Consider the following 13583-nt stretch of genomic DNA (forward strand, 5'->3'; position numbering starts at 1 on the left):
CTGCTGTTTCTCATGCAAAATACCCACTATGTAGCGGCCGCATCCAGGAAGGTCCGCAGCTAGCCCACAGGAAGCTTAGATGCCCAGTCCATTAGGTTACTCATCCATTTCGTATGCAAGACTGACCGGCAGTACACAGGTCAACAGCTTGCTCTACGGCACTTATTGGGCTGGAAATACGAGCACTGGAGCGTTTACCACGTCCCTGACGTACAGCTTCATGACCATGAGTTCGTATTTCGCCAGCGACTACAGCAGCGAAAATGAATATGAAGCCGGTTACGTTCTTTCGTCGGCGCAGAAAAATGGCATTGTCAGTGCGCTAGGTACATGGAGTTCGGTTGCCAACATCAAATTCCAACAGGTGAGCGAGACGGCCAGCAACGTCGGTGACTTGCGATTCGGCGGTTACCTGAACATGGACGGCGACACCGCTGCCTGGGGCTATTTTCCTGGTAATACCCCCAGCGCCGGTGATGTCTGGCTGGGGCCAGTCACGAACAACCCGGCTCCGGCCAAGGGCACCTACGACTACTTGGTGTTCATGCATGAGATCGGTCACGCCCTGGGCCTCAAACATCCGTTTTCCCCAAGCGCGTCGAACTCCACGGTGCTTTCTGCTCAGTACGATGACGTCCGTTACACGATCATGAGTTACAACACCGCTTACGCCTATGAGCCGACCACGCCGATGTTGTTGGACATTGCCGCCATACAGAGTCTCTATGGCGCAAACACCCAGTGGCAGACGGGTAATAACACCTACAGCTGGGCCGTCGGCCAATCGGTTTTCGAGACGATCTGGGACGCAGGCGGCAATGACACGATTGACGCCAGCAACCAGCTGGCAGCGGTGCGCATCAATCTGAATGAAGGCCAGTTCAGCAAGATCGGCCAAACGTTTCTCAAGCTCGACACCCAAACGGCCTTCAATGAAGGATTGGCGATCGCCTACGGCGCCAAAATTGAGAACGCAGTCGGTTCGGCCAATGACGACACACTGATCGGCAATGCGTTGGCCAACCTTCTGAACGGTCGTGCCGGCAAGGATACGATGATCGGTGGCACGGGCAACGACACTTACATTGTCGATAACATCGGTGACAGGGTGCAGGAAAGCAGCACCTTGGCCAGCGAAATTGACACGGTCATCTCGTCCGTCAATTACACCCTGGGCGCCAACATCGAGACCCTGACACTGGGCTCAACCGCCAATCTCAACGGCGCGGGCAACACGTTGAACAACCGCATCAACGGCAACGCCGGCGCCAATACCCTGGATGGTGGCGGCGGTATCGATACCCTGGTTGGCGGTGCCGGCAATGATACTTACGTGGTCGACAACCTCAAGGATGTCGTCACCGAAACCAGCACCCTGGCCAGCGAAATCGATACCGTGCGCGCTTCGGTGAGCTGGACGCTGGGTGCCAACCTGGAAAACCTCGTCCTGACCGGTTCCGCTCATCTTAATGGCACTGGCAACGCGCGGAACAATGTGCTGACCGGCAACGCCGGCAACAACGTGCTGAACGGTGGCGCCGGGCGGGACACCCTGATCGGCGGCGCGGGGAATGACACCTATGTACTCGAGCGGGCCGATGAATTGGTCCTGGTACAAGAGAGTGTCAATCAGGGCAGTGATGGCCTGATCGTCACTTACGCTGGCGGTTCATCGAGCAGTGTCGTCAACCTGAACTTGAGCAATCTGCGCACCGTCGAAAGCGTCACCCTGAGCGGCACTGGGGCGTTCACGTTGATCGGCAACGACCTGAGCAACGGTCTGGTGGGCAATGCCTCAGTGAACAACCTTCAGGGCGGGGCAGGCAACGATTACCTTGATGGTCGTGCGGGTGCCGATACCTTGATTGGCGGTGTTGGCAACGACACCTACGTGGTCGATAACCTCAAGGATGTCGTCAGCGAAACCAGTACCCTGGCCGGTGAAATCGATACCGTGCGCTCCTCCCTGAGTTGGAGCCTGGGGGCCAATCTGGAGAACCTCGCGCTGGTCGGCAGCGCCAATCTCAATGGCAACGGCAACGGCCTGAACAACGTGCTGATCGGCAACGCCGGCAACAACGTACTCAGTGGTGGAGCAGGCAACGACACGCTGAACGGCAGCAGCGGTATCGATACCCTTGTTGGCGGTACCGGCAGCGACACTTATCTGGTCGACAACCTCAAGGATGTCATCAGGGAAACCAGCACCCTGGCCAGCGAAATCGATACTGTGCGCTCCTCGGTGACCTGGACCTTGGGCGCGAATCTGGAGACCCTCATCCTCACCGGCTCCGCCCTGCTCAACGGCACTGGCAACGCCTTGGGCAACGTGCTGATCGGCAACGCCGGCAACAATGTGCTGAGTGGTGGCGCTGGCCGCGACACACTGGACGGCGGTAGCGGTATCGATACCTTGGTTGGCGGTACCGGCAACGACACTTATCTGGTCGACAACCTCAAGGATGTCGTCAGCGAAACCACCGTCCTGGCCAGCGAAATCGACACCGTGCGTTCTTCGGTGAACTGGGCCCTGGGCGCCAACCTGGAAAACCTCGTCCTGACCGGTTCGGCTCATCTCAATGGCACCGGCAACGCGCTGAACAATGTGCTGACCGGCAACGCCGGCAACAACGTGCTGAACGGTGGCGCCGGGCGGGACACCCTGATCGGCGGCGCGGGAAATGACGCCTATGTGCTCGATCGGGCCGATGAACTGACCCTGGTACAAGAGAGTGCCGATCAGGGCCGCGATGGCTTGACCCTCTCTTATGCCGCCAGTTCGTCGAGCAGTGTCGTCAACTTGAACCTGAACAATCTACGCAACGTCGAAAACGTCGTCCTCAACGGCATCGGGGCATTCACGGTGATCGGCAACGATCTGAGCAACAGTCTAGTGGGCAACGCCTCCGTGAACAACCTTCAGGGCGGGGCAGGCAACGATTTCCTTGATGGTGGTGCGGGTGCCGATACCTTGAGTGGCGGCACTGGCAACGACACCTACGTGGTCGACAACCTCAAGGATGTCATCAGCGAAACCAGCACCCTGGCCGGTGAAATCGATACCGTGCGCTCCTCCCTGAGTTGGAGCCTGGGTGCCAATCTGGAGAACCTCACGCTGACCGGCAGCGCCAACCTCAATGGCAACGGCAACGACCTGAACAACGTGCTGATCGGCAACACCGGCAACAACGTACTCAGTGGTGGAGCAGGCAACGACACACTGGACGGCGGCAGCGGTATCGATACCCTTGTTGGCGGTACAGGCAACGACACCTACGTGGTCGACAACCTCAGCGATGTCATCAGCGAAACCACCGTTCAGGGCAGTGAAATCGATACCGTGCGTTCTTCGGTTGGCTGGATCCTGGGTGCCAACCTGGAGAATCTCACGCTGACGGGCACTGCCTTCATCGGTATCGGCAATGACCTGGACAATGTGCTGATCGGCAACGCCGGGCGTAACGTGCTGGATGGCGGGGCGGGCAATGACACACTGATCGGCGGCCTGGGCAGTGACAGTCTCACTGGCGGAACCGGAAGCGACCTTTTTATTTTCAATACGCCGGGTGAGCTGGGCACAGGTTTCAACCGTGATTCCATTTCCGACTTCAGCAGCCTGCAGGGCGACAAGCTGGACCTGTCGAAGCTGGATGCAAATCTCCTGACTGCGCTCGCCGACTCGTTCAGCTTCATCGATTCGAATGCCTTCACGGCTGCAGGACAACTGCGCTTCGTCGATCAGGTGCTGTATGGCAACGTCAATGGCGACCTGGGGGCGGATTTTGAGATTCAGCTGGTGGGTGTCAATACGCTCACTGCCAATGATCTGATCGCTTGAAAGAGCGGTTTCGGGCCCTGTGGGAAACAATCCTGGGCCCGGAACCGGGCTCACTGGTAAACATCTGCGCGTGAGCCTTGGGATTTGCCGCGCGTTGTCACTTCATGTCCCTGGCCTGCACCCACAGCACCGCGTCTTGCGACAGGGGTTTGCCCTTGTGGGTTTTCGTCGAACCGATGTCGAGCGCCGCGATGCCCCACCAGCCGGCCCGGGGCAGGCCGATGGTCACAATGCCTTGGGCGTCCGCATAGGTGCTCTGGGCTTTGAATGACGCTTGGGGGGCGGTGACATAGTCTTGCTGGCCGAAGGCGTTTTTCTCGAGGTCAACGGAATGGTTGACGTATTCGATTTCAACTTCGGCGAACGGCACAGGCTTGCCATCGGCCAGCACCACGGCGCGGAACACACCGCCCGTCCAGTTGGCATAAGGCTTGTTCAATGGCTGGATCTCCACCGGCAACCCTTGTGGTTCTGCCCAGTTGCCGGGGACTCCACCGACGTTCACGATCAGCTTGGCGAACTGTTGGATGTACACGTCTTCCTCGGTTTCCAGGTAGGGCTCGGGTTCAAGTACGAAGATGTGGTCACCCAGTGAGCGCACCAACTCCTTTGGAATCGAGGCGCGATAGGCCGTCGTTCGGCTGTCGCGGCTCTGCCATTCGACGGGGCGCAAGTATTTGCGCAGATCGACCTTTTCCTCGCCATGGGAACTGCTGTGGCTGAAGGCGCGAGGTTCGTCCATGGTCATGGTGGGGCCGCCGGAGAAGGGGTGGGTGAACACCAGGGCGAACTCGAGTTTTTCCGCGCGTTGCAGCGCCGTTTCCTCAAGGTAGAGCATCTGGAAATGGGCCTGTGCCGCGCCGGTCAAGCCGGTGAATGTTGTCGCGGCCAGGGCTTGGAGCAATTTTCGCTTGAACGTCATGGTCGTTTTCACCTTGAAATGTCGGAAGACTGAATCGTGATCTCATGGCCGGCGCCACCGAGGAACACCACGGAGTAGTTTCCGGCGGGGGGTTGGAACGTGTAGGTGTTGTCCTTGCCGACCTCGCCTTGGAGCAACACCTTGTTGCTCGGGTCCTGGACATGGATTTGTCTGCCGGCGGCCGAACTGCCATCGGTGAAGCCCGCCTCGCACTTCACCTGGTTATCGCCCTCGATGTAGCAATCGAAGACGGGACCGTGGGCGAAGGTGGCCTGGCAGAACATCAAGGCGCCTGCCATCGGTATCCGCAGTAGTGAACCTATGGGTTTCATAACGTCTCGTCGTCAAGATCGGTCATTGGGGAGGCGACTGACCATCGCCCCTCGTGTCGTTGCCAGTCGTGGCGAAGGCCGCCAGCAGGGCCTCCAGGTTCGAACCCAGGAGTGCTTCGTATCCGTTGGCCTTGTCGGCGAGCATGCCCGGGTTGCCCATATCGAGTATCAGCAGCCGTGCGCCGCCGTCCTCGATGGCCTTGGCGATTTTGGCGTCCGGTGCCCACTTGTGGACCACCACACGGATGTCACGCTCGCGCAGGTAGCGGGTCAGCGCAGCGCGGTCGGTGTCGCTCCAGTCGATGTCCTGTTGGATGAACCAGCCGTCGACGAAGACGCCGAATTCGCCGAACAGGTAGATGAACTCATTGGCCAGCGACAGCACGCGCAGGTCCGGCACGGCCGTCAGCCGGGCACCGTAGTCGGCCTTGAGCCGGCGCAAGCGGCCTTCGAGCGCGGCGAGGTTGCGCTCTATCCGTGGCGCATCGGTGGGGGCCAGGCGTGCCAGGTCGGCAGCGATCAGCGCCGACATGCGCATGGCGTTGACGGGGCCGAGCCAGGCGTACGGGGAATGTCCCGCATCGGCATCGCTCGCGGCGGCCCAGGGAACGTCGTTCGCTGGCACGCGGGTCGCGGCCACGCCGGGCTTGATGGTGTCCCATGAGCGCGAAGCATCGATCTCGACGATCCGCAGATTGTGGCGGCGTGCCGTGGCATACAGCGGATCCGCGCGCCAGAGACTGCTGAGGGTGATCACGGCTTCGGCCTGCTGGAACACCGCGGCGTCCAAGCGTGACAGCGCGGTGGCCTGGCTTTCCATGGGCACGGCCGCGTCCGCCGGAACACGGACGACCTCAAGGGTCGTGCCGGCGCTGAGTGCCGAGGTGAGCGCATACGCGGCAGGCAATGCGACCAGCACTTGCTGCTTGCCGGTATCGGCAAAGGCCGAAAGCGGCATGCCCAGTAGCAGTGCCAGCATCGTCCCCCAGGACCTGTAGAGCCATTGCCTGTTCATACGCTGGCCCCCCTGAACCGGGACGCGGTGGCGCGCATGACGGTGGTGGCGATGAACACCAGGGCGGCGACTATCACGATGGCCCCGCCTGTTGGCACCGGGATGTGAAACTGCATCGGCGCCAGGATGCCCACCACGCAGGAAAAGGTCGCAATCAGGATGGCGCGCGCGACCAGCCCCGGCAGTGAGCGACTGATGTTGCGCGCTGCCGCTGCCGGTATGAGCAGAAGGGCTTCGACGAGCACGGCGCCGATAATTTTCAGGCAGGCGACCGTCACCAGGGTGACCAGCACCACAAACAGGTACTCGACGCTGCGCACCCGCACGCCACGGGCATGGGCCAGGCTCGGGTTGAGGCTGGCCAACAGCATGCCGTTGTACAGCGGCAGTCCGAGCAGCGCACACAGCGCCGTTACGCCCAGCAGCACATTCATGTCGGTGTGGTCCACCGCCAGGATGGAGCCGAACAGCACGCTTTCCATCACGTGGGTGTTGATCTTTGCCGACACGAACAGCAACAGCGAGGCGCCGACCGCCAGCGAAATGGACAGGAACACGCCGATCAGCGTGTCATTGGCCAGCGTGGTGCGGTGCTGCGTGTACTTCAGTGTCAGCGCGAACAACAAGCAAAAGCCGAACATCGAGAAGTAGGGGGAGGTGTAGGACTCGCCGATCAGCACGCCAATGGCGACGCCGGTCATCGCCGCATTGCCGACGGACTGACTGAAGAACGCCATGCGCTTGATCATCACCATCGAGCCCAGCACGCCCAGCAGCGGTCCGATGAGCACCGCACAGAGCAGTGCATTGATCACGAATTCGTACTCGAACGGCTGCGGCAGGATGCCACTGGCGGCAAGCGCCTGCAGCTGGTTGCGAATGAAATCGTACAGGGCGCTCATTGGGCCCCCTCCAATGAATAGGCGACTTGCTCGGGGGCGCCATGGAACAGCACGGTGCGATTGATAACCGTCACCGATTGGGCGATGCGCCTGACCTGTTCCAGGTCATGGTTGATCCACAGGATGGTGACGCCACGGTCGTGCAACTCGGCCACCAGCGCCTCCACCAGCCGCACGCCCGGCTCATCGATGCCGGCGGTGGGTTCGTCGAGGATCAACAGCCAGGGCGCCGGGCTGATCGCCTGGGCCAGCAGCACTCGCTGGCGCTGGCCGCCGGACAGGCTGCCAAAGGGTTGGGCGCCCATTCCGGCCACGCCGGTACGCGACAGGGCCTCGGCATTGGCCGCCTTGGCGGCTCGATTGGCGCCCAGGAAGGCTGGCCGGCGTTGACCGAGAAGGGCCATCAGATCGTTGACCGTCATCGGCACGTTGCGGTCGAAGTCCGGCAATTGCGGGACATAGCCCACGGGGGTGGTGACTTCGCCCTCGAAGCGGACCGTTCCCGAATGCGGCATCTGGCCCAGCAGTGCGCGCACCAGGGAAGTCTTGCCGCCACCGTTCGGACCGACCAGGCAGTGCAGGGCACCTGCTTCCACCCGAAAACTGACGTCTTCAAGCACTTGCGTGCCGCCCAGTCGCAGGGAGACGTTATCGAACACTATGGCGGGACCGCGCATCGCTTGGCTCTCCTTCATCGCTGCATGAACTCGACGGCTTCGGCCAAGGTCTCGAGGTTTTCGCGCATCGCCACCTCGAATTCGTCCGCGCTGTAGGTATCGCCGGTGATGTGAGACAGCGAGAAGACCTTCACGCCGGTGGCGGCCTCGATTGGCTTGGCGAGATCGAGGGAGAAATTTTTCTCGGCGAACAACACCTTCACGTTGGCCTTCTTGATGGCGTCGATGGTGTTGGCCAACTGGCGCGCGGTCGGCGCGACGCCATGACGAGGCTCGATCACCGCGCTCACGAACAGGCCGAACTCCTGCATCATGTAGTCGTAGCCGGCATGGGTGGTCGCGCAGCGGAACGAAGACAAATCCAGCGCGGCGAAGCGGGTCATGAAGCCGGCCCGTAGCGCTCGGATGCGCGCGGCATAGGCCAGGGCGTTTTGTCGATACGCCGCAGCGTTGCCCGGGTCCAGCTCCCCCAACCGGCGAGTGATCTCGAAGACCTGCTGTATCGCGGCCGTGGTGGAGACGAAGGTATGCGGATTGACCACCTTGGCGCCGTCCTGGTCGCCGCCGATGGGAATGAGGGCCACCGAGGCATTGGCCTGGATGATCGGCAGCGTCGCCCCGCGGCCCGCGGCCTTGATGATCTGGAAAGCCCATTCGTCGTGGCCGATGCCGTTGACGACCAGGGCATCGAGGGTCATCGCACGGGTGATGTCGTCGGGCTGCGGCTGATAGTTATGCGGGTTCGCCTGCGCCGGGATGAGCGCAACGACCTCGGCCCTATCGCCGACGATATTCGCCACGAAGCTGTAGTACGGGTGCAGGGTGACGCCGATCTTGAGCTTCTTGCCCAAGGGCGCAGTCGGGCCAGCAAGTGCGATGGCGGGTATCAGCACCAGCAGCGCAAGGCAACGACGCCACAGTGCGCGGTGCCTGGCAGAAACGGTCATGGCTGGTTTCCTTTTACACGTTCGACTTCGCTGGTACCGTCGTAAGGGATGACCTGGCGCCAACCGCTACCGACCAGCGATTCAGGCTTGACGATGCCGGGGTAGGGCGCGTTCGGGTCGCGATGGACCCAGATCGTCGCCTGGTTGGCCCACATGACGCCGGCATGGGCGTGCCCAATGACGAGCAGATAGGCGCTCTGGCCGGGCGCGCGACCGCCGGAGCCGTAGTAGACCGTGGCACCCTGGCCTTGGGTGGCTTGCGATACATCGCTAGGGCTCGGGGCCGGCGGGGCGTCGGCGGCGTCGTGATCATCGACGGAACCGGCATGGGGCAGGTGGGTGCCAGGCAGGATCAACTGCCAGTGCACCTCGCCATTGGTCTTCCAGAAAGCGTCCCGGTAGAACGGCGGCAGCAGGATCTTCTGGGCCTGCTCCAGCGTGATCCAGCCGCCGGTGTCGTTGTTGTTCCAGATGATTTCTTCACCGGCGGGCAGCAGGGCGCTGTGGATGGCCTGGTCGACGGCACCCAGGCCATCGAAGGAGCGCACCTGCCAGCTCAAGGGTTTCGGTGGGCCGGCGTGCTGCGGGCGCAGCAGCACATAGCCTGTCACGCTGGCGATGATGACCAGGGCCGCCAGCAACAGGGCCAGCGATTCCCAGCGGCTGGAAGCCGGGCGCACGACCTGGATCGCGCCGTTGGCGTCATCGCCGGGGCAGGTGTGCGACAGGCGAGCCATCAGACGAACCCGATCCAGCGGCCAAGGCAGATCACGCTCACCCACAACGTCAACGAGCTGAATCCAGCGATACGGGCCTGGCTGGGAGGCGGCAGGGTCGTGTCCCATTCGTCGATCCGGCGATAGGCGCCCAGGTGGAATATTCCCATGTTGATGCCCGCCAGCAGCAACAGGCCCATCTTCCACCAGAACACGCTGTTCTGCGCATAGGTGGTGGCATTGGAGGTGAACATGAGCAGGCCGGTGATTACGCAGGCTGCGAAGGCGACCCAGGTGAATGGCAGCAGTTCCTGGATCAGCCGTAGCGCGCTTCGACGATGGGAGGCGATGCCGAGCAGGCGCAAGTCGACGACAGCGATGGTGCCGAACACGAGGGCGATGCCGATTACATGCACCGACTCCAGGTTTGGAAAAAACGAGCCCGACTCTCTGATGTAGGCGGCGAGCGAAGTGTCCTCGAGGGCTTGCAGTATCGATTGAATGTCCATGGCGAATACCTGAGAAAAACGTTCATTGAAAACGCTGGGGTCAGTAGGCAATCCAGCGGCCGCAGAAGATCACGCCGCACCACAGGGCGATCGACAGCCAGGCCAGCGCCTTGAAGGGAGGCTTCTCGTCAGCGCCTTGCGCCTGAGCGGCGGGGCGCAGCAATGGGCGCCGGATTGACCAGGCCAGCGTGAACACGGCGACGACCAGGAACATCTTCAGCCAGAACGTCGTGTTGACCAGTACGCGGTCTGGCTCGCCGATGATCATGACCAGCCCGGTGAGGAGCAGGACGATGAGCGCGGCGCGCATCCACGGGAAGTAACGGCGCACGACACCAGCCATGGGCTCGTCGGTGGCGAACACGCCGGCCAGGCGCAGGTCAGAGATCACGGCGGCGCCGAAGATCACTGCGATGGCGACGATATGAACGCTCTGGATGGTCGGCACGACCCAGGACAGGTCCCTGATGGCGGTGCTCAACGGTGACGCGTAGATCCAGGCGATGATGAGTTCTGATGACATTTGCTTTGCTTCCGCATGGGGTTAGAAGTCTTGGGGTTTTGCGATCGGACGCAGGCCCGTTGCATCTTCCGGAAGGAGATAGCCTTGCTTGATCGAGAGGCGCTTGGCGTCTTCGAATGCCTGTTCGTAATGACTGAAGCTGCCGTAGCGCTGGCGCAGCACGTCCTTGGAATAGGGCGCCTTGGTGTCATAGATCAGGCCGCAGCCGGTCTCCTGGTCGGTGAGGTAGGCCGCGCTGGGCACCTGGATCCACGGCGGACGCACACCCCCTTGCAGGTTGCCGCTGGCGGGGTCGCGCACGGCGGCCTTGCCCTCGCGCACGACCCGCGGCGCCTTCGGCATGGCCTTGCCCTCGCGCACCCATCGGTCCATGCCGTCCACCAGCGCCGAGACGACCAGCTCCGCCGGCTCGTCGTACAGCGTCCGGCACCGTGGGTCGTCGCCCTTGCCGATGTCGGCGGCAAACAGTTCGGTATGTTCGGTACCGAGGTCGGCCAGCCGCAGATGCGGCATGCCGGTCACTTCGTAGTAGCGAAGCTGCGGGCTGTTGCTGTCTGGCGGCAGGTCGATGCCCTCGATCACGTCGTGCATCAGTTCGGATTGGCTGTAGACGGTCACGAACGGCACGCCGTCGGGCATCTTGCGGGGTAGTCGGATAACGTCGCCACCGACCTCGCCATAGGCCATGCGCCCGGTCATGTAGGCATCGATCAGTGGCCTTTCGTCGGGCATGCGCCATTGCTGGTGGCGGCCCTGGTCGAGGTAGTCCATCCAGACTTGCGCGGTCACGGCCCAGCTATTGACGTAGACGCGTTGCACGTCGAGGCCTGCCAGCGGCCCTTGCGCCGCATTGGTTTTGAGCAGCAACGCCAGCTGCGCCGCGATCCCCTGTGACTGTGGAACGAATGGATCGGGGCCTTCACCGCGGGTAAAGCGTTCTGGATCGTAATAGGTGCCCAGCGGCGCATAGCGCGCATAGTCGAAGCGGCGCATGAACTCGAAGTTGACGATCCGTCCGTACTGGGCGATCTGCTCGGCCTCGGCGGCCGGGGTGTCTGAGATGAACTTGGGATCGACGGCCGGCTTGTTCATGTTCAGCGTGTAGCCGACGTATGCGTAGCCACGCCGTAGCAAGTAATCACGGGTCAGGATCCATCCAGCGGCGCGCTCGCCAAACCAACTGAAGGGCTCGATCACCACCGTGCCGTTGAAGTGCGCCGGGTCCGCCGGTTTACGTACCAGGATGCGCGTGGTGTAAGGCGCCTCGAAGAGGGTCTTGCCAGCGGCGGTAATGGCCGGGGCGACGCCTTGCAGGTAAAACTCCTCTTCGACGTAGCCGTACTTGTCGAGGTCGCTGTGTTCGGTGCCCGGACGTTTCGCCGACGACAGCGGTGCCACGCTGGAGGGCGGCACGGCGATGGCCGTGGGCATGCGGGGCACCTCGGCAAAAGTGTTCGCGCTGAGAATCAGCGACAGCAGGGCGCCTGGCAGCGTCGGCCGCAGGAGGCTGATAGTGATTGGTCGTTCCATCCGGTCACCTCCAAGAAAGCAAAGTCAGCCTGGTTTTGGGGGCGCTTCGCACCCCAGCGGGAGCAAGCTCCCTCGCCACAAAAGGCGGTGTTTGCCACAGGTTGATGGGCAACGTCATGGAATCTGAATACCCCACGCTACCCAGCCCAACACAAAACCGTGGCGAGGGAGCTTGCTCCCGCTGGGCTGCGCAGCAGCCCCAACACTGACCTCGCGGTGGGGTTTCACTCACGGCTCAGGGACGCCTTGCCTTCGCTGTCGATGACGATCTGGTTGTTCTCGCAGACATACTCTTGAATGGCGTAGTTGGAGCGCTTGTAGTCGAACGTGAAGCGATACGGGGTGTTGAGCACCTGCGGGTCCTCGATCACTACCTGGTCTTCCAAGTGATCCGGCCCGCGTAGCCTGATGCGTTCGGTGATCTTCATCTCATCGCTGTGGGGAACGTCATAGAACGTCACGTCTGTTCGCACGCGTTGGGTCTCCACCACGAGCGTGTCGCCTTCCCAGTGGCCGCGCGAATGGCCCTGGTACTTGGGGTCGAGCTTCTCCTTGGGTGGCAATGCCTGGTTCAGAAGAATCCGCCGCACTTGCTGGAGGTACTCACCGAGGACAATCACTTGCTTATCGTCGTGGATGATCTGGATCGGGAAGAGTGCTGCCATCAACGTCGGCATTCCCTCGGGCAGGCACTTGGAGCTCGTCGTGGCTATAGGCGTACCGGCTTCGTTCGCGGCGGCTTGTTTCTTCTTCAGCTCGGCGTATTGGCGGGCATAGGGTTCCTTCAGGTCCATCGGCCCGCCCGGGTGCACCGGATCGTCCGGGTTCTCGCCGAACCAGTCGTCCGGGGTTCTTTCCCAGGTGCCGCTGATGTCCGGGCGGGTGTTGTTCTGGGTTTTCGACGATGCCGCATTGCACACCCCGGCGACGGTCACGAGGACGACGCCGAGGAAAATCGTTGCTGCGCTCAAGGTTCGTGTCGGTTTCATTGAAACGTCTCCACGCTGCTGGCCGGTTTGGTTTGGTTCGGTGCCCATGAAACTGGGGGAGGGGCTTGGCCTATCCGCCGCCGGAGAGCACGACGTCACCGATCTTGATCTCCACGAGCAGACCGCCCGGGTCACCGTTTTTCAGCGGCCGGAAGGACACCTCGGCGCTCTCGCCGGCCTTGATGGAATCGGCAGTCCAACCCGCGCGCTGCAAAGCGTTGACGCTGCCGGTCTCGATCTTGAAGCGCTGGGCCGGCGGGCCGGGCGTATCGAGGTAAATCGTGATGTGCGGATTGGTCCAGGCGAAGCGCTCGACGACGCCTTGGACCGTGACCGTCTTGGTCTGGTCGAACAGCGCGAATGAATGGTGGGCAGTGGCCAGGGACGGCAGCGCACTGCAGGCGGCGAGCGTCAGCAGGCAAAGCCCCTGACGTAACAGCGGTGATAGGGTCATGACGGGATGCCTCGTTCTTATGCGTTCTTATGGCCCCAGCATAGGGGTGACGCCGGTGCAGGCCGTAGCCCAAAACGGCAACCGTTCAAGGCTCTGGACATGTTTTTTGGTGAGGCGAAATGGCACCGAGGAAATGCAGGGCCAACCCCTTGCACATGCTGATTTGGGCTACCGCATGGGCGACCCGAATCGGAACACTCATGACTCGCCTCATAAATATAAAAACAGG

Annotated in this window: 13 protein-coding genes; 1 reads left to right on the top strand and 12 read right to left on the bottom strand. The window is 61.9% G+C overall.

The annotated features are described in order from the left end of the window. Positions 1–79: 79 nt before the first annotated feature. Complete coding sequence (locus LQ215_RS01565) at positions 80–3838, top strand: M10 family metallopeptidase (protein WP_230147099.1); 3759 nt, start codon at positions 80–82, stop codon at positions 3836–3838. Between the two features lie 97 nt (positions 3839–3935). On the opposite strand, the gene LQ215_RS01570 is transcribed toward LQ215_RS01565, so the two are convergent. From LQ215_RS01570 to LQ215_RS01625, 12 genes are all read right to left on the bottom strand, one after another. Further along, positions 3936–4760 carry a DUF4198 domain-containing protein gene (locus LQ215_RS01570; protein WP_230147100.1) on the bottom strand — a complete coding sequence of 275 codons (825 nt, stop codon included), beginning with the start codon at positions 4758–4760 and terminating at the stop codon, positions 3936–3938. Positions 4761–4768: 8 nt separating this feature from the next. Further along, positions 4769–5092, bottom strand: a complete 324-nt coding sequence (locus tag LQ215_RS01575; RefSeq protein WP_230147101.1) for a hypothetical protein — start codon at positions 5090–5092, stop codon at positions 4769–4771. Between the two features lie 22 nt (positions 5093–5114). Then, entirely contained in the window at positions 5115–6107 is a 993-nt protein-coding gene (locus tag LQ215_RS01580) for a metal ABC transporter solute-binding protein, Zn/Mn family (RefSeq protein WP_230147102.1), read from the bottom strand. Continuing rightward, positions 6104–7009: a metal ABC transporter permease gene (locus tag LQ215_RS01585; protein ID WP_230147103.1), complete on the bottom strand. Its 906-nt coding sequence runs from the start codon at positions 7007–7009 to the stop codon at positions 6104–6106. The genes LQ215_RS01580 and LQ215_RS01585 overlap by 4 nt, the downstream gene beginning before the upstream one ends. After that, a complete protein-coding gene (locus tag LQ215_RS01590; protein ID WP_230147104.1) occupies positions 7006–7686 on the bottom strand; it encodes a metal ABC transporter ATP-binding protein in 681 nt (226 codons plus the stop codon). Before LQ215_RS01590 ends, LQ215_RS01585 begins: the two co-directional genes overlap by 4 nt. A 14-nt stretch (positions 7687–7700) precedes the next feature. Next, entirely contained in the window at positions 7701–8633 is a 933-nt protein-coding gene (locus LQ215_RS01595; RefSeq protein ID WP_230147105.1) for a metal ABC transporter solute-binding protein, Zn/Mn family, read from the bottom strand. Further along, positions 8630–9370 carry a DUF6162 family protein gene (locus LQ215_RS01600; protein WP_230147106.1) on the bottom strand — a complete coding sequence of 247 codons (741 nt, stop codon included), beginning with the start codon at positions 9368–9370 and terminating at the stop codon, positions 8630–8632. Before LQ215_RS01600 ends, LQ215_RS01595 begins: the two co-directional genes overlap by 4 nt. Beyond that, positions 9370–9858, bottom strand: a complete 489-nt coding sequence (locus LQ215_RS01605) for a DUF6644 family protein (protein ID WP_230147107.1) — start codon at positions 9856–9858, stop codon at positions 9370–9372. The genes LQ215_RS01600 and LQ215_RS01605 overlap by 1 nt, the downstream gene beginning before the upstream one ends. 40 nt (positions 9859–9898) lie before the next feature. Next, positions 9899–10381 carry a DUF6644 family protein gene (locus tag LQ215_RS01610; RefSeq protein ID WP_230147108.1) on the bottom strand — a complete coding sequence of 161 codons (483 nt, stop codon included), beginning with the start codon at positions 10379–10381 and terminating at the stop codon, positions 9899–9901. A gap of 21 nt (positions 10382–10402) precedes the next feature. Next, complete coding sequence (locus LQ215_RS01615; protein WP_230147109.1) at positions 10403–11911, bottom strand: alpha/beta hydrolase domain-containing protein; 1509 nt, start codon at positions 11909–11911, stop codon at positions 10403–10405. A gap of 224 nt (positions 11912–12135) precedes the next feature. After that, positions 12136–12900, bottom strand: coding sequence for a hypothetical protein (locus LQ215_RS01620; protein ID WP_230147110.1), 765 nt, complete (start codon positions 12898–12900; stop codon positions 12136–12138). Between the two features lie 70 nt (positions 12901–12970). Beyond that, positions 12971–13354 carry a DUF6152 family protein gene (locus LQ215_RS01625; RefSeq protein ID WP_230147111.1) on the bottom strand — a complete coding sequence of 128 codons (384 nt, stop codon included), beginning with the start codon at positions 13352–13354 and terminating at the stop codon, positions 12971–12973. Between the last annotated feature and the right edge of the window lie 229 nt (positions 13355–13583).

This window comes from Pseudomonas brassicacearum, assembly GCF_918698105.1.
Classification (GTDB): Bacteria; Pseudomonadota; Gammaproteobacteria; order Pseudomonadales; family Pseudomonadaceae; genus Aquipseudomonas; species Aquipseudomonas brassicacearum_F.